The sequence below is a fragment of the Streptomyces sp. NBC_01237 genome (assembly GCF_035917275.1).
GTDB lineage: Bacteria > Actinomycetota > Actinomycetes > Streptomycetales > Streptomycetaceae > Streptomyces.
The window spans coordinates 6,602,765-6,622,548 of the sequence record NZ_CP108508.1 but is presented as its reverse complement, the minus strand read 5'-3'; the positions used below and the strand labels follow the sequence as shown (position 1 = coordinate 6,622,548).

Genomic DNA, 19,784 nt, shown 5'->3' with positions numbered 1-19,784 from the left:
AACTCCCCAGCCATCACTCAGAACTCCCCGGATCGATCGGTGCGGATGCGTTCGAGGAGCAGCAGCGACACCGCGCACACGAGCATCAGAATGGTGCTGAGGGCCATCGCCTGCCCGTAGTTCAGTTCCCCGGACCGCCCCAGCAGCCGCGCCACCGCGACCGGCAGCGTCGGGTTGTCGGGCCGCGCGATGAAGACGGTCGCCCCGAATTCGCCGAGCGACACCGCGAAGGCGAAGCCCGCCGCGACGAGCACCGCCCTGCGCACCAGGGGCAGATCGACCTCGCGCCACGCCCGCAGCGGAGAGGCGCCGAGCACCGCCGCCGCCTCGCGCAGCCGTCCGTCCACCGCGCGCAGCACCGGCAGCATGGTCCGTACGACGAAGGGGACACCCACCAGCGCCTGGGCCAGCGGCACCAGGATCCAGGAGGTCCGCAGGTCGAGCGGCGGCTTGTCCAGGGTGATCAGGAATCCGAAGCCGACGGTGACGGCGGACACCCCGAGCGGGAGCATCAGCAACGCGTCGAAGCCGCGCACCAGCCGCCCCGCCCGCCGGGTCAGCGCGGCCGCGGCCAGCCCGCCGACGACCAGGGCGATGACGGTCGCGACGAGCGCGTACCGAAGGGAGTTCCCGATCGCTTCGAGCGGGGCGACCAGGAACGTGGAGCCGCTCGCCCCGGCGGACTGGAGCGCCCGGTAGTAGCCGAAGCCGTAACCGCCGGGCCCGTCGAACGAGCGCTCCACCAGCACCCCGAGCGGGAGCAGGATCAGCAGCAGGACGGTCAGCAGTACCCCGCCGAGCAGCGCCCGCTGTCCGGCACCGCGCGGACGGCGTGCGGTCTGTGCGGGGTCGACGAGCTTCAGCGCGGTCTCCCGGCGCCGCACCGTCCAGGCGTGCACGCCGAGGATCGCGCCGACCGCCGCGAACTGCACCAGGGTCAGCACGGCGGCCGTCGGCAGATCGAGCAGCTGCGCGGTCTGCCGGTAGATCTCCACCTCCAGGGTGGAGTAGGCGGGACCACCGAGGATCTGTACGACACCGAAGGAGGTGAAGGTGAACAGGAAGACCATCAGCGCGGCGGCGGCGACGGCGGGCGCCAGCGCGGGCAGCGTCACCCGGCGCCAGGCGGCGAACCGTCCGGCGCCGAGCACCCGCGCGGCCTCCTCCTGCCGCGGGTCGAGCTGCGACCAGAGTCCGCCGACGGTCCGCACGACCACCGCGTAGTTGAAGAAGACATGGGCCAGCAGGATCGCCCATACGGTGGTGTCGAGCCGGACGCCCCACAGTTCGTCCAGGAATCCGCCGCGTCCCAGCAGTGCCAGGAACGCCGTACCGACGACCACGGTCGGCAGGACGAACGGCACCGTGACGATCGCCCGCAGCAGTTGTTTTCCGGGGAAGTCGAAGCGGGCGAACACATAGGCGCCGGGCAGTGCGATGAGCAGGGTGAGCGCGGTCGAGGCGAGCGCCTGCCAGGTGGTGAACCAGAGGACGTCCAGGATGTCCGGCCGGGACAGCACCTCACCGATCCGGCCGAACTGCCAGGTGCCCCCGGCCTTCAGCCCGCGGCCGACGATCGCGGCCACGGGGTAGGCGAAGAACAGCGCGAAGAACGCGACGGGCACGGCCATCAGACCGAGCCGTACCGCGTTCCCGCGCCGAGCCCCGCCGGGAGGCACGGCAGCGGACGGGGACTGCGGCCGGGGCCCGGCCCCGGCCGGCTTGGCTACTTCACGACGAGCGAGTGCCACGACTGGACCCACTGCTCACGGTTCTTGGCGATCTTCTCCGGGGCCAGGGTGGCCGGCCTGTCGACGGTCGCGCCGAACTTCGTGAAGAGCTCCGGCAGCTTCGCGTCCTTCGCCACCGGGTTCACGAACATGTTCAGCGGCATGTCCTCCTGGAACGTCTTGCTGATCAGGAAGTCCAGCAGCGCCTTGCCGCCGGCCTCGTTCTTCGCCCCGGTCAGCAGCCCGGCGAACTCGATCTGACGGAAGCAGGTCCCGGTGGCGGCCCCGGTCGGTGCCTCGGCCGGCTGCGGCTTCGCGTACAGCACCTCGACCGGCGGGCTGGAGGCGTAGGAGACGACGAGCGGCCGGTCCGCCTTGGTCTTCTTTCCTCCCGCGGAGCCGGAGAACTCCTCGTTGTACGCCTGCTCCCAGCCGTCGACGACCTTGACCCCGTTGTCCTTCAGCTTCTTCCAGTAGTCCTGGTAGCCGTCCTCGCCCCGGGCGGCAACGGTTCCGAGGAGGAAGCCGAGGCCGGGCGAGGAGGTCGCGGCGTTCTCGGTGACGAGGAGGTTCTTGTACGCGGGCTTCAGCAGGTCGTCGAAGGACTGCGGCGGCGCGAGCTTCCTGTCGGCGAAGTACTTCTTGTCGTAGTTGACGCAGATGTCGCCGGTGTCGACCGGTGTGACCCGGTGCTTGCCGTCCAGCCGGGTGTCGGCCGCGACCCGGTCCAGGCCCTTCGCCTCGTACGGGGTGAACAGGCCGTTGTCGAGGGCGCGGGAGAGCAGGGTGTTGTCGACGCCGAAGAAGACATCGCCACGCGGAGAGCCCTTGGTCAGGATCTCCTGGTTGAGCGCGGCACCGGCGTCGCCGCTCTTCAGCACCTCGACCGTGTAGCCGGACTCCTCGGTGAACTCCTTGAGCACGGAATCGGAGGCGTTGAAGGAGTCGTGGCTGACCAGGGTCACGGTCCTGGAGCCGGAACTCTTCCTACCGCCGGATCCCGCGCCCGCGTCGCCGGAGCTGCCGCAGCCCGCGAGCGCGGTGACTCCGAGGGCCGCGGCGAGAGCCGTCGCCGCGTACTTCGTGATGGTGTTCATGTGATTCCTCCTGGAGTGACCAGGAAGAGACGCGGCCCTGCCCGCGCCGGTACGAACCGGAAGCGGGCAGGGCGCAACAGCTTGAGTAATGACCGAACTTCCTACCCGGAATGACCCGGGCGAGGTTCAGAGGGTCTGCGGCCAACCTGTCCTCGGTGCCGCACTCTCAGCGCTGTGGCGCTCCCCTGTCGGAATATGAAGTTGATTTCGGTCCCAGGCTACACGGGCGTTTTCCGGCCTCAGCGCTCGGAGGCGGCCAGCTGCCCGCAGGCCCCGTCGATCTCCTGACCCCGGGTGTCACGCACGGTCACCGGTACGCCATGGGCGGCGATGGCCTCGACGAACGCCTTCTCGTCCTCGGGCCGCGAGGCGGTCCACTTGGAGCCGGGCGTCGGGTTCAGCGGGATCAGGTTGACGTGTACCCGCTTGCCCTTGAGGAGTCGGCCGAGCAGGTCACCCCGCCAGGCCTGGTCGTTGATGTCACGGATCAGCGCGTACTCGATGGAGATGCGGCGGCCGGACTTCTCGGCGTACTCCCATGAGGCGTCCAGCACCTCGCGGACCTTCCAGCGGGTGTTCACCGGGACGAGGGTGTCGCGCAGCTCGTCGTCCGGAGCGTGCAGCGACACGGCGAGACGGCACTTGAAGCCCTCGTCGGCGAAGCGGAGCATGGCCGGAACCAGACCCACGGTCGAGACGGTGATCCCGCGCTGCGAGAGCCCGAGGCCGTCCGGCTCGGGGTCGGTCAGCCGTCGGATCGCGCCGACGACCCGCTTGTAGTTGGCCAGCGGCTCACCCATGCCCATGAAGACGATGTTGGAGAGCCTGGCGGGGCCACCCGGAACATCGCCGTCGCGCAGCGCCCGCATGCCGTCCACGATCTGGTGCACGATCTCGGCGGTCGACAGATTGCGGTCGAGCCCGGCCTGCCCGGTCGCGCAGAACGGGCAGTTCATCCCGCAGCCGGCCTGCGAGGAGATGCACATCGTCACGCGCTCGGGATAGCGCATCAGAACGGACTCGACGAGCGTCCCGTCGTGCAGCTTCCACAGCGTCTTGCGGGTGGTGTCGTCGTCGCAGCTGATGTGCCGGACCACGGTCATCAGATCCGGGAACATCGCCTCGGCGAGCCTGTCCCGCGACGCGGCGGGAATGTTGGTCCACTCCGCCGGGTCGTGCGCGTACCGCGCGAAGTAGTGCTGCGAGAGCTGCTGGGCGCGGAACGGCTTCTCGCCGATCGCGGCGACTGCTTCCTTGCGCTCTGCGGGCGTGAGGTCGGCGAGGTGCCGCGGCGGCTTCTTGGCTCCGCGGGGCGCGACGAAAGTGAGTTCTCCGGGCTTAGGCATGGTTCATCCAGTGTCGCAGACAGACGGGTGAGGGCCCGCCGCCCTGTGGACAACGGACCCTCACTCGTAGAAATCGCAGGTCAAACGGCATCTGTACGCGTCAGCCCGGCCCCCGGCAGGTGGACTGTGGCGGCTCAGCCGGTTCCAACGGACAGCACACTCAGCCGGACCCGACGAACAGCACCAGCAGCAGCCACACCACCGGCGCGGTCGGAAGCAGCGAGTCCAGCCGGTCCATGATGCCGCCGTGGCCGGGCAGCAGCGTGCCCATGTCCTTGATCCCCAGATCCCGCTTGATCATGGATTCGCCCAGGTCACCGAGGGTGGCGCTGGCGGCGACCGCGAGACCCAGCAGCAGCCCCTGCCACCAGGAACCGCCGTCGATCAGGAACTCCATGCACAGCGCACCGGCGGCCATCGCGAAGGCGACCGCCCCGAGCAGGCCCTCGCGGGTCTTTCCGGGGCTGATCCGTGGTGCGAGCTTGTGCTTGCCGAACCGCCAGCCCACGGCGTACGCACCGGTGTCGCTGACCACGGTGAGCAGCAGGAAGGTGAGGACCCGCTGCGGCCCGTCGTCCGCCGTCAGGAGCATCGCGACGAACGTGGCCAGGAACGGTACGTAGAACGCGGCGAAGACCCCGGCGGTGACGTCCTTGAGGTAGCCCTCGGGCGGCTGCGTCATCCGCCGGACCAGTACCGCGAGCGCGGTCAGCGCCATGGCGACCCAGGCACCCTCCGCACCCCGTGCGTAGCCGGCGACGACCATGGCGGCCCCGCCGACGGCGAGCGGCACGAGGGGCGCCTTGATGCCCTTGCGCTCCTCCAGGCGGGAGGTGAGCTCCCAGAGGCCGACGACGACGGCGAGCACGATCACGCCGACGAATACGGCCTTCACGATGAAGAGCGAGGCGACGATGACGGCGCCGAGTCCCACGCCCACCCCTATGGCGGCGCGCAGATCACGCCCCGCACGCTTCTTCTGCGGCGGGGGCGGCAGCGGGGTGGACATGGGCTCCTGCGGCATCTCGTCACGGAACAGGGGGCCGCTGACGTGAGCGGCATCCCTGTTCCGGTCGTCGCGGTCGTCTGCGTCTCTACCTGCGTCGGGAACGTCCGGCACGTTGGGCATGGGCCGAGTCTGCTGGGCGTCATGCACATCGTAGGCAGGACCCGCCGGAGCAACGCCCATCTCGGGCGTGCTCCAGTATCCGGCTCCCTGCGCGGCGCCCCAGGAAGAGTCGTTCATCAGACTTCGAGCAGCTCGGCTTCCTTGTGCTTGAGCAGCTCGTCCACCTGCGCGACGTACTTCGCGGTGGTGTCGTCGAGCTCCTTCTCCGCGCGACGCACCTCGTCCTCGCCGGACTCCTTGTCCTTGACGAGCTTGTCGAGCGTCTCCTTGGCCTTGCGGCGGATGGAGCGGATCGAGATCTTGGAGTCCTCGGCCTTGGTCTTGGCGACCTTGATGTACTCCTTGCGGCGGTCCTGGGTGAGCTCGGGGAAGGTCACCCGGATGATGTTGCCGTCGTTGCTCGGGTTGACGCCGAGGTCGGAGTCGCGGATCGCCTGCTCGATGTTGCGCAGCGCGGTCTTGTCGAACGGCGTCACGACGGCCATCCGCGGCTCGGGAACCGAGAACGAGGCCAGCTGGTTGATCGGGGTCAGCGCGCCGTAGTAGTCGGCGACGATCTTGTTGAACATCGCCGGGTGCGCGCGGCCGGTGCGGATCGCGGCGAAGTCCTCTTTCGCGACGACAACGGCCTTCTCCATCTTCTCCTCGGCCTCGAGGAGGATTTCTTCGATCACCACGTGCTCCTGCGTGTCTTGAGTGGGCCCGGCATCGTCATCGCCAGGCCCGGCGGGTCCTGCGTCGCGTCCTCACCTGCACGGTGTCCGACCGGCAGGCCGTTGTCCATCCTTGGGGCCGTCAGGCCCGGGTGCTCTCGTCGCTCACGAGCGTGCCGATCTTCTCACCCTTGACCGCGCGGGCGATATTGCCCGCGGCGGTCAGCTCGAAGACGAGGATCGGGAGCTGGTTGTCACGGCAGAGCGTGATGGCGGTGGCGTCGGCGATCTTCAGATCGCGGGCGAGCACCTCGCTGTACTCCAGCGCGTCGAACTTCACCGCGTCGGGGTTGGTCTTGGGGTCGGAGTCATAGACGCCGTCGACCCCGTTCTTGCCCATCAGCAGGGCCTCGGCGTCGATCTCCAGGGCACGCTGGGCGGCGGTGGTGTCGGTGGAGAAGTACGGCATCCCCATGCCGGCGCCGAAGATGACGACGCGCCCCTTCTCCAGGTGCCGCACGGCACGGAGCGGGATGTACGGCTCGGCGACCTGGCCCATGGTGATGGCGGTCTGGACGCGCGAGTCGATGCCTTCCTTCTCCAGGAAGTCCTGGAGCGCCAGGCAGTTCATGACCGTGCCGAGCATGCCCATGTAGTCGGACCGGGCCCGGTCCATGCCGCGCTGCTGGAGCTCGGCACCACGGAAGAAGTTGCCGCCGCCGATGACGATCGCGATCTCCGCGCCGTCGCGCACGACGGCCGCGATCTCGCGGGCGATGGCATGCACGACATCGGGGTCGACACCGAGACCTCCGCCACCGGCGAATGCCTCGCCGGACAGCTTCAGCATGAAGCGTCCGGAAACCTTGCCGTCGTCGCGCTTGTGGTCACCCTGAGTGGCGTCCGCGCCCTTGTCCATGGAAATTCTCCTCGTGCACATACGAAGAAGGCCATTGCCGGTGGGTCCGATGTCCCTCAGCGGCAATGGCCTCCTCGTCAGATCTGCGGTCGTCCGGCATAAGTGCGGCCGTCGACTGCACTAGACCCTATCGGGGTCCACCGTTTTTCGCGGACGGACTCAGATGCCGACCTTGATGCGCGCGAAGCGCTTCAGGGTGACACCGGCCTCGTCCAGGACCTTCTGAACCGACTTCTTGGCGTCCAGCGCGTACGGCTGACCGAGGAGGGTGGCCTCCTTGAAGAAGCCGTTGACGCGACCCTCGACGATCTTCGGGAGCGCGGCCTCGGGCTTGCCCTCGGCGCGCGTGGTCTCCTCGGCGACGCGGCGCTCGGCCTCGACGATCTCGGCGGGGACGTCCTCGCGGGACAGGTACTTCGGGGCGAAGGCGGCGATGTGCTGCGCGATGCCCTTGGCCAGCTCGGCGTCGGCCTTGTCCAGCTCGACCAGGACACCGATCTGCGGCGGCAGGTCGGGCATGGTGCGGTGCATGTACACGGAGACGTACGAACCGGTGAACTGCGCGAAGCGGTCCAGCACGATCTTCTCGCCGAGGTTGGCGTTGGCCTCGTCCACGTACGCCTGGACGGTCTTGCCGGGCTCGATCTCGGAGGCGAGCAGCGCCTCGATGTCGGCCGGGGACGTCGCGGCGACGTGGGCGGCGAGCGTGTTGGCGACGGCCTGGAACTTGTCGCCCTTGGCGACGAAGTCCGTCTCGCACTTCAGCTCGAGGAGGACGCCGGACGTCTTGTCCTCGGAGATGAGGGAGACGACGGCACCGTTCTCGGCAGAACGGCCCTCGCGCTTGGCGACGCCCTTCTGGCCCTTGATACGGAGCGCCTCGACGGCCTTGTCGACGTTGCCATCGGCCTCGTCGAGCGCCTTCTTGCAGTCCATCATGCCGGCGCCGGTGAGCTCACGGAGCTTCTTGACGTCAGCGGCGGTGTAGTTCGCCATGAGTCTGTATTTCTCTCTCGAAGTCTGAAAGATCTACGGGTGAACGGCGGGGGCGGTGCCCTGTGGCACCGTCCCCGCCGTCTTCAGCCGTGACGGGTGTCAGGCCTGCTCGGCGTCCGCGGCCGGAGCCTCGGCAGCGGGGGCCTCGGCGGCCGGCGCCTCGGCGGCGTCGGCAGACTCGGCGTCCGCGACCTTCTCGGTCTCGGCGGAGGTCTGGACCTCGGCGGTGGCCGCGGTCTCGTCCTTCTTGTCGCCCTCGAGCAGGTCGCGCTCCCACTCGGCGAGCGGCTCGCCGGCGGCCTTCTCGCCCGGCTTCGAGTCACCGGTGGCGGCACCGGAACGGGCGATGAGGCCCTCGGCGACGGCGTCGGCGATCACGCGGGTGAGCAGGGTGACGGAGCGGATCGCGTCGTCGTTGCCCGGAATCTTGTAGTCGACCTCGTCGGGGTCGCAGTTGGTGTCGAGGATCGCGACGACCGGGATGTGGAGCTTGCGCGCCTCACCGACGGCGATGTGCTCCTTCTTGGTGTCGACGATCCAGACGGCGCTCGGCACCTTCTGCATCTCGCGGATACCACCGAGGGTCTTCTCCAGCTTGGCCTTCTCGCGCGAGAGGACCAGGAGCTCCTTCTTGGTGAGGCCGGAGGCGGCCACGTCCTCGAAGTCGATGAGCTCAAGCTCCTTCAGACGCTGAAGGCGCTTGTAGACGGTGGAGAAGTTGGTGAGCATGCCGCCGAGCCAACGCTGGTTGACGTACGGCATGCCGACGCGCGTCGCCTGCTCGGCGATGGCTTCCTGCGCCTGCTTCTTGGTACCCACGAACATGATGGAGCCGCCGTGGGCGACGGTCTCCTTGACGAACTCGTAGGCGCGGTCGATGTACGACAGCGACTGGAGCAGGTCGATGATGTAGATGCCGTTGCGCTCGGTGAAGATGAAGCGCTTCATCTTCGGGTTCCAGCGACGGGTCTGGTGACCGAAGTGGACGCCGCTTTCCAGCAGCTCCCGCATCGTGACGACGGCCATGGCCGTACTCCTTGAGGTGCTCGGTTGTCGCGACCGCAGGATTGCGATCGCGCCTGACGCCCCGACGCGCCGTGCCACAAGGGACCGAGGAGCGCGGCCACCTCCGCAGAGAGGGAGGTGGCGGGGCGTGCGAAGTCGACCCGGTGACCCGGATCGCCACAAGAAGTGTACGGGACCCGATGAGTGCCGGGTGACGGCGATGTCCACAACCGGCGAGTAGTCCACAGGAGCGGTTCATGATCCCCCCGATCGCGCCCGGCGGGACATCGTTTCGGGCATGCGAAGCACACCCGGACCGCCCCGCTCCCCCTCACTCCCGACCGGCCTCTCGTCCTTTCCGCGGGCCGCACTGCCGGCCGCCCTGCCGCTGGCCGCTCTGGTGGCCGTTCTGCTGGTGGGGCTGCTCGGACCGGCGGCGGGCCCGGCTTCGGCCGCACCCGGCCCGGCACCGGGCGGCGACCGGGTCTGGCCGCTGGCCGGGAGACCCACGGTCCTGCGGGGGTGGGAGCCGCCCGCCGGCTCGTACGGGCGCGGCCACCGCGGCGTCGATCTCGCCGCGCGGCCCGGCGGTGAGGTGCGGGCGGCCGCCACCGGCCGGGTGTCGTTCGCGGGCCGGGTGGCCGGGCGCGGGGTGCTCGTCATCGAGATGGCGGGGAGTGGGGACCCGCCGCTGCGCCTCACGTACGAGCCGGTGGCGGCGCTGGTCGCGCGGGGCGGGGCGGTGACCGCCGGCGGGGCGGTGGGCAGACTGGAAGAGGGGCCGTTCCATTGCCGTACGGGCTGTCTGCACTGGGGGCTGCGGCGCGGGGACACCTATCTGGACCCGCTGTCCCTGCTGCCGCCCTCGTCGCTGCGGCGGGGTCCGTCCCGGCTGCTGCCGGTGTTCGGCGTACCGCGGCCTGATTCGTCCGAGCCCGAGCCGGTCCGGGCCGGACTCCCGATGGCGTCACGGACCACCCGGTACGGCACGGCCACCGGGGACACCGGACCCCGCGGCGCCCAAGGGCACGGCGTCCTCCCGGCGGTGGCTCCGCTCATGGCGGCGGTGGTGGCGCGGGGCCGGATCAGCCCCGTACGCCGCGCAGGATCATGGCGACGGCGGTGTCCGCGACGACGCCCGGCTCCTCCGCCACTCCCAGTTCGATACGGCGCACCGCCGCGTCGACCGAACCCTGCAGCAGCATCGCCGCCAGCCTCGGCTGGGCGTGGCCGAGATCGCCCAGCGCCTCCACGATCATGGCGATCAGCCCGCCGTGCGCGGCCCGGATCTTCTCGCGGGCGCCCGCGTCCAGCTCGCTCGCGGAGATCGCGACGACCGCGCGATGGCGTCGGTCCCCGACGAGATCGAGCTGTCGGCGTACATACGCCTCGATCTTCTCCTCGGGGGCCTCGGCCCGCTCCATGGCGTTCTCGATCTCGGCCGCCCAGACGGGGAAGTCGACGGCGCAGAGCTCCTCGACGACAGCCGCGCGGGAGCGGAAGTACTCGTACACGGAGGACCGGGCAAGGCCCGTGCGTTCGGCGAGTGCGGGGAAGGTCAACGCCTCCGTACCGCCCTCGGACAGCAGGGAGCGCGCGGCGTCCAGGAGGGCGCCGCGCTGCATGGTCCGGTGCTCGGCCACGGAGGCCGCTCGAATCCTGGGCACGCTTCCACTCTACGGCGGCAGGTGTTCGAGGGAAGGGCGCAGCCTCCGTCGGGATGGCCGAACGGTGAGCGCTCAGCGTCCGGCGTCGGCCAGTTTCGCCCGGAGTTGCAGCACGGACTTGGTGTGGATCTGGCTGACCCGGCTCTCGGTGACGCCGAGGACATTGCCGATCTCGGCGAGGGTGAGGCCCTCGTAGTAGTAGAGGGTGACGACCGTCTTCTCCCGGTCGGGGAGCGTGTTGATGGCACGTGCGAGCAGCCGTCTGAGCTCACGGTCCTCGGCGACCTCCACCGGATTGTCGGCGGCGGTGTCCTCCAGCGTGTCCATCAGGCTCAGCCGGTCACCGCCCTCGCCGCCGACGTGCAGCAACTCCTCCAGCGCCACCACGTTCGCCAGCGACAACTGGCTGAAAACCGCGTGCAGTTCCTCCAGGGCGATGCCCATCTCCGAGGCCACTTCGGCCTCCGAGGGGGTGCGCCGCAGCTGGGCCTCCAGCGTGGCATAGGCGCGTTCCACGTTCCGCGCCTTCTGCCGCACGGAGCGGGGGATCCAGTCCAGGGCCCGGAGTTCGTCGATCATCGCGCCGCGGATCCTGGTGATCGCGTACGTCTCGAACTTGATGGCCCGCTCGATGTCGAACTTCTCGATGGCGTCGATCAGCCCGAAGACCCCGGAGGAGACGAAGTCGGCCTGCTCGACGTTGGAGGGCAGTCCCACGCTGACCCGGCCCGCGACATATTTGACGAGCGGCGAGTAGTGGAGGATCAGCTGCTCCCGCAGGCGCTCGTCGCCGGTGGTCTTGTACGAACGCCACAACTCGTCGAGCGAGGAGGGGGCGGGAGGACGCACAGTGCCACGCGCAGCCGGTGGTACTGCCGCGCGGTCAGACCCGGAGGTGTGCTGGGGCATGTGGTGCCTTGAGCCGTTCTGCCGTGAAGTGCTGGGGGACGTTTGTGTGGGACGGAATCCTTGTGAGCGTAGCGTGACTGAAGCATCGCAGTGCGCGCAGGACAGAGGTTCGGTGCCGCGCGCTGACATACCCGCGTTCCCGCCATAGGACAGGACCGATGGCCGGGACCGTCGCCGCGCGCACCGGCCCCGGGAGCGCCGCTGGATTGGCTGCCGAGGTCATCGGCATTACCTTTTCACCCGAATGCCCCAGGTCAAGTACCGCCTCGCCGCGCGTCGGCGTTGCATGTCGGCCCACTGGTCAACCGCCATCGGTCGCCCTGACGTTCTACGAACCCCAGTGAGTGCAGTTCGTACAGTCGCCCGAGGGTTTCGTCGGCGGACGTTCCCGCGGCACGTGCCACGTCACGCACATCGGTGATGCCGTGGTAGGGAAGGGCGTCCAGGACCCTCGCGGTGACCGCGTCCAGCAGGTCCCTGGGCAGTACGGGGCCGCGTCTGGCGGGTGCGAGGTCGCCGATGTCCCCCACCAGTTCGGCGATTTCCGCCGCGTCGGTGACCAGGACCGCTTCGCCGCGCAGCAGCTCATGGACTCCGGCGGACAGACCGCTGGTCGCCGGGCCCGGCACTCCCATGGTGAAGCGGCCGAGGCGCTGAGCGCTACGGGCCGTGACGAGCGAACCGCTGCGGTATTCGGCCTCGACCACGACCGTCCCTCTGGTGAGCGCGGCGATCACCCTGTTCCGGAGGATGAACCTGCTGCGCGTGGGGTGGGCGGCGGGCGGCAACTCCCCCATGACCAGACCTTGTTCCGCCATGCGTCCGATCAACTCGGTGTGGCCTCGGGGATAGGCGACGTCGACCCCGCACGCCAGCACCGCCATCGTCGCCCCGCCCGCGGCCAGCGCACCGCGGTGGGCCGCCCCGTCCACCCCGAACGCGGCGCCCGACACCACGACCCAGCCACGCTCCGCGAGCCCCGCGCCGAGGCTTGCCGCCATGTGGGCGCCGTAGGGTGTGCAGGCCCTGGCGCCGACCACCGCGACCGAACGCAGGGCCCACAGGCGCAGGTCAGGACCCCCGCGCACCCAGAGTCCGATCGGCCGGGCGTCGCCCAGGTCGTCGAGTTGACCGGGCCATTCCTGGTCGCCCGGGCAGAGGAAGCGCCCGCCCACCGCGGCCACGGCCGCCAGATCCCGCTCGGGCTCGGCCGCCGCGGCACGCAGCCGATAGCCGCCCAGGCGCGTCGCGGTCATCCCCGGCAACTCCTCGGCCGAGCCGTCCCGGGCGGTGAGCCGTCGTATCAGCTCGACCGGCCCCGCCTCCCGCAGCCAGCGTCCGGCACGCTCGTCGCCCGGCTCCAGAATCCGGGTCAGCGCGACCCGCGCCAACCGCACTCGCTCGCTTCGCCCTTCCTGCCCCGACCCCGCGCACCCCGTCTCATCCGCCCCTTCTCCCTGCCCGGCCCACTCCATCCGCCCCACCCGTCCTGCCCAACCTGCCGCCCGGCCTGCCTCTCCCGCCTGTCCCGCCTGTCCTGCCTCTCCCGCACCACCGTTCCCCGTCTCGTCGGCAGCCGCTCCCCCGTCCGCCCCCAACTGCCGTTTCACGATGCTCCGGCCTCCATCGCCACCCCGCGCTGGATGCCCGTCCGCAGCTCCAGGGCCACCGCGATGTCGGAGGCGTCCGGCCGGTCGGCGCCCCGCAGGTCCGCCACTGTCCACGCCACCCGCAGCACCCGGTCGAGGCCCCGGGCCGTCAGGATGCCGCGCTCCATGTCCCGCTCCGCCGCCATCAGCGCCCCCGGTGCCGCGAGCAGCCGGGTCCGCAGTTCGTGTCCGGGCACTTCGCTGTTGGTGGTCCAGGGCGTACCGGCCAACCGGTCGGCGGCCCGTGCCCTGGCCTCCCGTACCCGGGCGGCCACCTCCACCGTCGACTCGCCCCGGCCACCGCGCCCCATCAGGTCGGCGCGGTCGACGGGCTCCACCTCGACGCGCAGGTCCACCCGGTCGAGCAGGGGCCCGGAGAGTCTTGCCTGGTAACGGCGGACGGCCGAGGGCGGGCATTCGCAGCCGGCGCCACTGAGGGTGTGTCTGCCGCAGGGGCACGGGTTCGCGGCGAGCATCATCAGGAATCTGGCGGGCAGCCGCACCACCCCGGCCGCCCGCGCGACCACGACATGGCCGGACTCCAGCGGCTGGCGCAACGCGTCGAGCACCTTCCCCGAAAACTCGGGCGCCTCATCCAGAAAGAGCACTCCGCGATGGGCCAGCGAGACGGCTCCCGGCCTCGGCAGTCCATTGCCCCCGCCGACCAGCGACTGCATCGTCGCCGAGTGGTGAGGTGCGCAGTACGGCGCTCTGGCGACCAGGGGTTCACCCGGTGGGAGGATTCCCGCCACCGAGTGAATCGCCGTCACTTCGAGGGATTCTTTCCGGGTCAGCGGAGGCAGGATCGCGGGGAGGCGCTCGGCCAGCATCGTCTTTCCGGCCCCCGGCGGCCCGGAGAGCAGCAGATGATGTGCCCCCGCGGCGGCCACCTCCAGAGCCTTGCGGGGACGTGCCTGTCCCGCGACATCCGCCAGGTCGGGCCGATGGCCGTCACCCTGCCCGCAGAGCGCGGCGAGGCCCGAGCCGACACCGGCGCCCGGGACCATCAGCCCGGCCAGCATCGCGTCCGGACGTCCCGGGTCATCGGCCGGCTCGTCCGGCACGGGCTCGTCGCCCAGCACCGCGATGAGCTGGCGCAGGCTCCGTACACCGAGGACCGAGACACCTGGTACAAGGGCCGCTTCCCCGGCGGTCTGCTCGGGGACGACCACATGGCGGTATCCCGCCTCGGCGGCGGCGAGCACGGCGGGCAGCACGCCTCGGACCGGGCGTACCCTGCCGTCCAGGCCGAGCTCACCGATCATCACCACATCCGCGATGGAACCGGGGGCGATCCTCTCGGCCGCGCCGAGAACCGCGCACGCGACAGCGAGATCGAAACCCGAACCCCCTTTGGGTACGGATGCCGGGGAGAGTCCCACGGTGAGCTTCTTCTGCGGCCACTCCGCCCCCGAATTGACCACGGCGGCCCTGACCCGGTCCCGGCTCTCCACCAGGCTCTTGTCCGGCAGCCCCACCAGGGTGAACGCCGCCACTCCCGGCTCCAGGTCCGCCTGGACCTCCACCACCACGCCCTCGACGCCGACCAGCGCCACCGAACAGGCCCGCGCGAATCCCATCAGGACACCCCGCGCACATGCTCGGTGACCGCCGCGCCCCGCCTCGGCACGACCACTCCGACCAGGTCGATCCGGACCCCGCCGTCCGGTGGCCCGCCGTGACTGTCGAGCCAGATCTCCGCGAGCCGTCGCAGCCGGTCCGCCTTGACCGGGGTGACGGCCGCCATGGGATGCTCGAACCCTCCGGACCTGCGGGTCTTCACCTCGCAGATGACCAGCGCGTCGCCGTCCCTGGCGACAATGTCGATCTCTCCGGCGCGACAGCGCCAGTTGCGCTCCAGTACGGCCATTCCGGCGTCGGCCAGCAGCCGTGCCGCCAGATCCTCGCCGTACCGCCCGAGTGCCCCCCGTGCGTTCATATCGGCACCACCTCCGGCACCGACTCTGACGTGTCCGGCCCGGACGTGTGGATCTTGGTGGACAACTCCGCGATTGTGGATAACCCGGTCACCCGTCAGGGCGACCGGGTCGCGCGGATCAGCCCCCCGGTAGTTCGAGGTCGCTCTTGTTGAGCTCCTCGATGTTCACGTCCTTGAATGTCAGCACACGGACCTGCTTGACGAATCTCGCGGGCCGGTACATGTCCCACACCCAGGCATCCGCCATGGATACTTCGAAGAAAACCTCACCCTGGACCGAGTGCACCTGCATCTCGTAGTCGTTGGTGAGGTAGAAGCGCCGTTCGGTCTCGATCACATATTTGAACAGACCGACGACATCGCGGTACTCCCGGTAGAGCTTCAGCTCCATCTCGGTCTCGTACTTCTCGAGGTCCTCGGCGCTCATGGCATGTTCCCCTTCAGCCGTGCGTCCCCCTATTGTGCGCCAGCCCCCGGCACCCCTGAACGATTAGACGATTTCGGGGGCCAGAAGCAGCGGAGCACGTGGAGGACCCTCGTCGAGGAGCGTGCGCAGCAGCTCGGCGAGTCTGGTCGGATACACCGTCTCACGCGCCGCGAGCAGTTCGGCGGAAGTCCACCACCTCAGACCGGCAACACTGCGCCGCTCCAGTTCGGTGAGGCCCTGGGGGGCGGTGGCGGTCTGCGCCGTACGGGCCAGGAAGTACCACTCGTCCTGGTTCCAGCGCCGCCCGTCGAACGGGAAGGAGCAGGTCCGCCGCCAGAGCACGGGGCCCAGCTCGATGTCCGTGATCCCGGTCTCCTCGGCGAGTTCGCGCCGCGCCGCCTGCTCCCGGGTCTCGTCGCCCTCCAGGCCACCGCCGGGCGTGAACCACCAGGTGTCCGCCGGGTCGTCCGGCTCGTACCCGTGCATCAGCAGGACGCGGTCCTCAGGATCGAGGAGCACCACCCGGGCGACCCTGCGAACCTCGGCGCCCATCGACGGCCCACCGGTCCCGGCCCCCACCGACGGCCCGCCGGTCTCGGAAGACATCGGCATCCCACCGGTCCCGGCGGCCGTCTGTGTCCCGTCTTCCTCGGCAGCCACCGACGGCTCACCGCCTTCCGCGGCCCCCTGCGTCCCGTCGGTCTCAGCCGGCATCGGCGGCCGCCGATGTCCGCTGCTTCCCTCGGGCCGACCGGGCTGACCGGGCCGACCTGGAGGAGCGCGCGGCGATCGGTCCGTACGCGGCGCCGCCCAGAATGAGCACCAGGCCCACCACGACCGTCCCGAGCTGGAGCCGCAGAGGTCCACTGGAGGACACCCCGCCGGGCAGCGCCGCGAAGGAGTCCGGCCGTCCGATCATCCCGTTCATCGGCCACGCCACCGCGTCGACCCGGGCCTCGACGGCCCTGCGGGGGACAGAGCCCTGGCTCGCGTCGTCGAGGTGCACCCGGGAGTCCAGTGAACCGGCCCGTTCGTCACCGAGCAGGAAGAGCTGGCCCCTGGGTACTTCGGCCGTGAATCCCTGGGGCGAGGCCGGGGTCCGTGCCGCGGAACCGGCGGTCCCGTCGTACGCCCGCAGATACGGTTCCTCAACGGGGGTGCCGTTGATGGTGAGCCGACCGCCCTTGTCGCAGCAGGCCACCTTGTCGCCGCCGACACCGACGACCCGCTTCACCATCGGCACAGCGCCCCAGGCCGCATCGGTGAACACGACCACGTCCCCGCGCCGCACATCGGCGCCGTCCACCCGCTCCGCGAGCACCCGGTCCCCGGAGTTCACCGTCGGCGCCATCGAATCGGTCGGCACCGTGTACGGCGCGTACACCACTGCTCCCCAGGCGAATCCGCCGAGGAAGAGCACACAGCCGACGGCCACGGCCAGACCCGACAACACATTGCCGAGCCGGCCGCGGCCGCCATCCGTACGTCCTGTTCCACTCATCCCAGCGCTCCCCCATCGGAGATCGACAATCGCTGATCCGAGTCGGCACCCTACCCGGCGGTACGCCCGCTGGTCAGCCTCTTGCGGCGCCACAGCACGAGGGGCAGCGCTCCGGCCACACCCAGTGCGGCGGGCGCCATGGCCGCGGCCTTGTTCAGCCCCGCCTGGTCGAAGGTCCCCGGAACCGGGAGGGTCGCCCAGCGGTTGATGGGCCAGGCGACGACGACGGCACGGCCGACGACCTCGTCCGTGGAGACCGTGCCCTGGCCGGGAAGCTCCTGGTGGTACCGGGAGTCCAGCGAGTTCTGACGGTGGTCGCCCATCACCCAGATCCGGCCCTCGGGCACATGGATCGGTCCGAACGGCTCGTCATTGCACGCGGTGTTCCCGGGGAAGATGAACGACTTCTCGTCCAGCGCCTTCCCGTTGACCGTCACCGGCCCGTTCTTCTTGCACTCGACCGTGTCGCCGCCGACCGCGATGACCCGCTTGATCAGGTCCTTCTCCTCGGCGGACGGCATCAGCCCGATGAAGCTGAGGAACTTCTGCACCGCGTTGGGGTCCGGCGTCGCGGTGTCCTCCAGCCAGCCGCCCGGGTCGTGGAAGACCACGACCTCGCCGCGCTCCGGCTCCGAGCCGAACCACGGGGTCAGCTTGTCGACCAGCACCCGGTCGCCCCGCTGCAGCGTGTTCTGCATGGAGTCCGAGGGGATCGAGAACGCCTGTACCAGGAAAGTCTTGATCAACAACGCCAGAACGAGCGCGATGCCGATGAGCAGCGGCAGTTCCTTCCAGAAGGAACGCGGCTTCTTCGGAGCCCTGCCTCCGCTGTCCGAGGAGTCGGAGTCACCCTCCGTCCGGCCCGCCGTCGCCTCCACAGGAGACTCCGCGTGCTCCGGCCGATCCTCGGGTTCGTCGTGTCCGGATCGTGCGCCGACCGCCAAATCCCCCACATCCACTCCTCAATACGTGCCACTGCCCACGCCCGGTTCGGTGCAGGCCCACCACTCCCATAACGAGCGGGAGTTCCGCAGGGGTCGGGAGCCGGACCATCGCGTATCGATCCTGGGGAGACAGACTATTCGACATGGCCGACACTGCCGTCGCCCCGGCGCGCGCGTCCGGGACCGAGCCGAAGGTCGCGCGTTCCTCCAGCGTGCGCCAGTGACCGAACGGCCAGGCGATCACCACGGCCCGTCCCACGACCTCGTCCTCGGAAACGGTGCCCTTGTCCGGCTCGTCGAGATGGAAGCGCGAATCCGCGGAATTCGACCGGTGGTCCCCCATCACGAAGAGCCGGCCGGCCGGAACCTTTACCTCGAATTGGACAGTCGATGGCTCGTTGCCGGGGTACAGATAGGGCTCGTCCAGCGCGACACCGTTGACGGTGACCCTGCCGTCCTTGCCGCAGCACTTCACGGTGTCGCCGCCGACGGCCACCACGCGTTTGATGAGGTCCTGTTCGTCGTCGGACGGCAGCAGCCCGATGAAGGTCAGCAGTTCCATGACCTGTTTGACGCCGACGGGAGGGTCCTTCTCCCCGCCGCCCGCGTGCTCCTCGCCCAGCCAGCCGCCGGGGTCCTTGAAGACGACGACGTCGCCACGCTGCGGCTCCGACCCGAACCAGGGGGTCAGCTTGTCCACGAGCACCCGGTCGCCGATCCGGATGGTCTGCTCCATCGACCCTGACGGGATCACGAACGCCTGCACCAGGAAGGTCTTCAGCACCAGCGCGATCAGCAGCGCCACCACGATGAGCACGGGGATCTCCGTCACCGCCGACCTGCGCCGCCGCCGTCTGACCCTGCGCGCCAGTTTGCGGCGCTCCGCCCGTGTCGGGAGCGAGCGCGACACGGTGGGCCCGTCTCCGGCCGCCGGTCCTGCACCCGTCGACCCGGCGTCCGCCCGTCCGGCACCCGTCGACCCGGCATCCGTCCGTCCGGCATCCGCCCGCCCCGCTCCGGGCGGCAGCGGACCCTCGGCGTCCGGCACGCCGCGCCTGCGCCCGCGGTTACCCATGGGCTCCGACGGGCGCCCGTACACCCCGGAAGGCGTCGGTGCCCGGCAGTGACCCCAGCCGGTTCAACGGCCAGCCCAGCCAGTCGACCCGCCCGATCACCATGTCGACGGGGACCATGCCGCCGCCGGGCTGCCCCAGGTGGTCCCGGGAGTCGCGGGAACTGCCCCGGTGGTCCCCCATCATCCACAGGGTGCCCATGGGGACGACGATGTCGAAGGGCACCTGGGAAGGCACGTCCCCGGGGTACAGGTACTCCTCGTCCACCGGGTGGCCGTTCACCTCGATCCTTCCCTGCTTGTCGCAGCAGACCACGCGATCGCCCCCCACGCCCACGACGCGCTTCACGAAGTCGGTCGCGGCGGGTTCGGCCAGCCCCAGCGACGAGGCCGCACCGCGCAGCAGCCCGGCGACGGCGTTCGTCCCGGGGCTCTCCTGGACGAAGGAACCGGTCCCGTCGAACACCACCACGTCGCCGCGCTCCGGCACCGAGCCGAACCGGTACGCCAGCTTGTTGACGAGCACCCGGTCCCCGACCCGCAGGGTGGGCTCCATCGAGCCGCTGGGGATCAGGAAGGGCTGGATCACATAGGCGCTGAACAGCAGCAGGACGACCGTGCAGAGGGCTCCCAGCGCGGCTGCCCGCCGCCAGGACATCGACGGGACGGACCGGTCCTGGATACGCGAGAAGCGCGACCCCTCCTCCGGCCCTGTTCCGGGTCCGGAGGAAAGGTCGCGCTCCGTGTGCTGTGCTTCCGTGTCCATCGCGGCCGAAGCTTATCCGGCCGGGCTGTGGACGC

Annotated in this window: 19 protein-coding genes and 1 pseudogene; 1 reads left to right on the top strand and 19 read right to left on the bottom strand. The window is 70.1% G+C overall.

Annotated elements, in window-relative coordinates; all coding sequences use genetic code 11:
* Positions 1 to 17: 17 nt before the first annotated feature.
* The 8 genes from OG251_RS29605 to rpsB form a co-directional block, all read right to left on the bottom strand.
* Positions 18 to 1,631 carry an ABC transporter permease gene (locus OG251_RS29605; protein WP_326679956.1) on the bottom strand — a complete coding sequence of 538 codons (1,614 nt, stop codon included), beginning with the start codon at positions 1,629 to 1,631 and terminating at the stop codon, positions 18 to 20.
* Positions 1,632 to 1,726: 95 nt separating this feature from the next.
* Positions 1,727 to 2,827, bottom strand: coding sequence for a thiamine ABC transporter substrate-binding protein (locus tag OG251_RS29600; RefSeq protein WP_326679955.1), 1,101 nt, complete (start codon positions 2,825 to 2,827; stop codon positions 1,727 to 1,729).
* A 239-nt stretch (positions 2,828 to 3,066) separates the two neighbouring features.
* A complete protein-coding gene (gene rlmN / locus OG251_RS29595; RefSeq protein WP_266802412.1) occupies positions 3,067 to 4,173 on the bottom strand; it encodes a 23S rRNA (adenine(2503)-C(2))-methyltransferase RlmN in 1,107 nt (368 codons plus the stop codon).
* Between the two features lie 160 nt (positions 4,174 to 4,333).
* Complete coding sequence (locus OG251_RS29590; RefSeq protein ID WP_326679954.1) at positions 4,334 to 5,419, bottom strand: phosphatidate cytidylyltransferase; 1,086 nt, start codon at positions 5,417 to 5,419, stop codon at positions 4,334 to 4,336.
* Complete coding sequence (gene frr / locus OG251_RS29585) at positions 5,419 to 5,976, bottom strand: ribosome recycling factor (RefSeq protein WP_073726823.1); 558 nt, start codon at positions 5,974 to 5,976, stop codon at positions 5,419 to 5,421. Before frr ends, OG251_RS29590 begins: the two co-directional genes overlap by 1 nt.
* Before the next feature lie 121 nt (positions 5,977 to 6,097).
* On the bottom strand, positions 6,098 to 6,874 hold the full coding sequence (pyrH, locus tag OG251_RS29580; RefSeq protein WP_073726825.1) for a UMP kinase: 777 nt from the start codon (positions 6,872 to 6,874) through the stop codon (positions 6,098 to 6,100).
* Between the two features lie 159 nt (positions 6,875 to 7,033).
* Positions 7,034 to 7,870: a translation elongation factor Ts gene (tsf, locus tag OG251_RS29575; RefSeq protein ID WP_326679953.1), complete on the bottom strand. Its 837-nt coding sequence runs from the start codon at positions 7,868 to 7,870 to the stop codon at positions 7,034 to 7,036.
* A gap of 99 nt (positions 7,871 to 7,969) precedes the next feature.
* A complete protein-coding gene (gene rpsB, locus OG251_RS29570; RefSeq protein WP_326679952.1) occupies positions 7,970 to 8,896 on the bottom strand; it encodes a 30S ribosomal protein S2 in 927 nt (308 codons plus the stop codon).
* Between the two features lie 277 nt (positions 8,897 to 9,173).
* Between rpsB and OG251_RS29565 the strand changes: the two are divergent.
* A pseudogene (locus tag OG251_RS29565) lies at positions 9,174 to 9,662 on the top strand (peptidoglycan DD-metalloendopeptidase family protein); the annotation flags it as partial.
* A gap of 298 nt (positions 9,663 to 9,960) precedes the next feature.
* Here the strand turns inward: OG251_RS29565 and OG251_RS29560 are convergent.
* The 11 genes from OG251_RS29560 to lepB (OG251_RS29510) all read right to left on the bottom strand — a co-directional run bounded on the left by OG251_RS29560 (position 9,961) and on the right by lepB (OG251_RS29510) (position 19,749).
* Positions 9,961 to 10,518 carry a TetR/AcrR family transcriptional regulator gene (locus tag OG251_RS29560; protein ID WP_326681463.1) on the bottom strand — a complete coding sequence of 186 codons (558 nt, stop codon included), beginning with the start codon at positions 10,516 to 10,518 and terminating at the stop codon, positions 9,961 to 9,963.
* A gap of 96 nt (positions 10,519 to 10,614) precedes the next feature.
* Entirely contained in the window at positions 10,615 to 11,451 is an 837-nt protein-coding gene (gene whiG / locus OG251_RS29555) for an RNA polymerase sigma factor WhiG (RefSeq protein WP_266802417.1), read from the bottom strand.
* Positions 11,452 to 11,705: 254 nt separating this feature from the next.
* Positions 11,706 to 12,818, bottom strand: coding sequence for a DNA-processing protein DprA (dprA, locus tag OG251_RS29550; protein WP_385896926.1), 1,113 nt, complete (start codon positions 12,816 to 12,818; stop codon positions 11,706 to 11,708).
* A 239-nt stretch (positions 12,819 to 13,057) separates the two neighbouring features.
* A complete protein-coding gene (locus OG251_RS29545) occupies positions 13,058 to 14,680 on the bottom strand; it encodes a YifB family Mg chelatase-like AAA ATPase (protein ID WP_326679951.1) in 1,623 nt (540 codons plus the stop codon).
* Positions 14,680 to 15,039 (bottom strand): YraN family protein, encoded by a 360-nt coding sequence (locus tag OG251_RS29540; RefSeq protein ID WP_326679950.1) that lies wholly within the window; start codon positions 15,037 to 15,039, stop codon positions 14,680 to 14,682. The genes OG251_RS29545 and OG251_RS29540 overlap by 1 nt, the downstream gene beginning before the upstream one ends.
* A gap of 118 nt (positions 15,040 to 15,157) precedes the next feature.
* The gene (locus OG251_RS29535; RefSeq protein ID WP_003965949.1) at positions 15,158 to 15,466 is read right to left on the bottom strand and encodes a DUF2469 domain-containing protein; all 309 of its coding nucleotides are present in this window, start codon (positions 15,464 to 15,466) and stop codon (positions 15,158 to 15,160) included.
* Between the two features lie 63 nt (positions 15,467 to 15,529).
* Positions 15,530 to 16,018, bottom strand: coding sequence for an NUDIX hydrolase (locus OG251_RS29530; protein WP_326681461.1), 489 nt, complete (start codon positions 16,016 to 16,018; stop codon positions 15,530 to 15,532).
* Between the two features lie 151 nt (positions 16,019 to 16,169).
* On the bottom strand, positions 16,170 to 16,967 hold the full coding sequence (gene lepB, locus OG251_RS29525; RefSeq protein ID WP_326679949.1) for a signal peptidase I: 798 nt from the start codon (positions 16,965 to 16,967) through the stop codon (positions 16,170 to 16,172).
* A gap of 50 nt (positions 16,968 to 17,017) precedes the next feature.
* Positions 17,018 to 17,911 (bottom strand): signal peptidase I, encoded by an 894-nt coding sequence (lepB, locus tag OG251_RS29520; RefSeq protein ID WP_326681460.1) that lies wholly within the window; start codon positions 17,909 to 17,911, stop codon positions 17,018 to 17,020.
* Entirely contained in the window at positions 17,814 to 18,986 is a 1,173-nt protein-coding gene (gene lepB, locus OG251_RS29515; protein ID WP_326679948.1) for a signal peptidase I, read from the bottom strand. The genes lepB (OG251_RS29520) and lepB (OG251_RS29515) overlap by 98 nt, the downstream gene beginning before the upstream one ends.
* Positions 18,979 to 19,749 carry a signal peptidase I gene (lepB, locus tag OG251_RS29510; RefSeq protein WP_326679947.1) on the bottom strand — a complete coding sequence of 257 codons (771 nt, stop codon included), beginning with the start codon at positions 19,747 to 19,749 and terminating at the stop codon, positions 18,979 to 18,981. The genes lepB (OG251_RS29515) and lepB (OG251_RS29510) overlap by 8 nt, the downstream gene beginning before the upstream one ends.
* Between the last annotated feature and the right edge of the window lie 35 nt (positions 19,750 to 19,784).

Excerpts from the sequence above, each read along its gene's own strand:
- OG251_RS29605 (WP_326679956.1), bottom strand. The coding sequence starts at position 1,631 with ATGGCCGTGCCCGTCGCGTTCTTCGCGCTGTTCTTCGCCTACCCCGTG.
- OG251_RS29600 (WP_326679955.1), bottom strand. The coding sequence starts at position 2,827 with ATGAACACCATCACGAAGTACGCGGCGACGGCTCTCGCCGCGGCCCTC.
- rlmN (WP_266802412.1), bottom strand. The coding sequence starts at position 4,173 with ATGCCTAAGCCCGGAGAACTCACTTTCGTCGCGCCCCGCGGAGCCAAG.
- OG251_RS29590 (WP_326679954.1), bottom strand. The coding sequence starts at position 5,419 with ATGAACGACTCTTCCTGGGGCGCCGCGCAGGGAGCCGGATACTGGAGC.
- pyrH (WP_073726825.1), bottom strand. The coding sequence starts at position 6,874 with ATGGACAAGGGCGCGGACGCCACTCAGGGTGACCACAAGCGCGACGAC.
- tsf (WP_326679953.1), bottom strand. The coding sequence starts at position 7,870 with ATGGCGAACTACACCGCCGCTGACGTCAAGAAGCTCCGTGAGCTCACC.
- rpsB (WP_326679952.1), bottom strand. The coding sequence starts at position 8,896 with ATGGCCGTCGTCACGATGCGGGAGCTGCTGGAAAGCGGCGTCCACTTC.
- whiG (WP_266802417.1), bottom strand. The coding sequence starts at position 11,451 with ATGCCCCAGCACACCTCCGGGTCTGACCGCGCGGCAGTACCACCGGCT.
- OG251_RS29545 (WP_326679951.1), bottom strand. The coding sequence starts at position 14,680 with ATGGGATTCGCGCGGGCCTGTTCGGTGGCGCTGGTCGGCGTCGAGGGC.
- OG251_RS29540 (WP_326679950.1), bottom strand. The coding sequence starts at position 15,039 with ATGAACGCACGGGGGGCACTCGGGCGGTACGGCGAGGATCTGGCGGCA.
- OG251_RS29535 (WP_003965949.1), bottom strand. The coding sequence starts at position 15,466 with ATGAGCGCCGAGGACCTCGAGAAGTACGAGACCGAGATGGAGCTGAAG.
- OG251_RS29530 (WP_326681461.1), bottom strand. The coding sequence starts at position 16,018 with ATGGGCGCCGAGGTTCGCAGGGTCGCCCGGGTGGTGCTCCTCGATCCT.
- lepB (WP_326679949.1), bottom strand. The coding sequence starts at position 16,967 with ATGAGTGGAACAGGACGTACGGATGGCGGCCGCGGCCGGCTCGGCAAT.
- lepB (WP_326679948.1), bottom strand. The coding sequence starts at position 18,986 with ATGGGTAACCGCGGGCGCAGGCGCGGCGTGCCGGACGCCGAGGGTCCG.
- lepB (WP_326679947.1), bottom strand. The coding sequence starts at position 19,749 with ATGGACACGGAAGCACAGCACACGGAGCGCGACCTTTCCTCCGGACCC.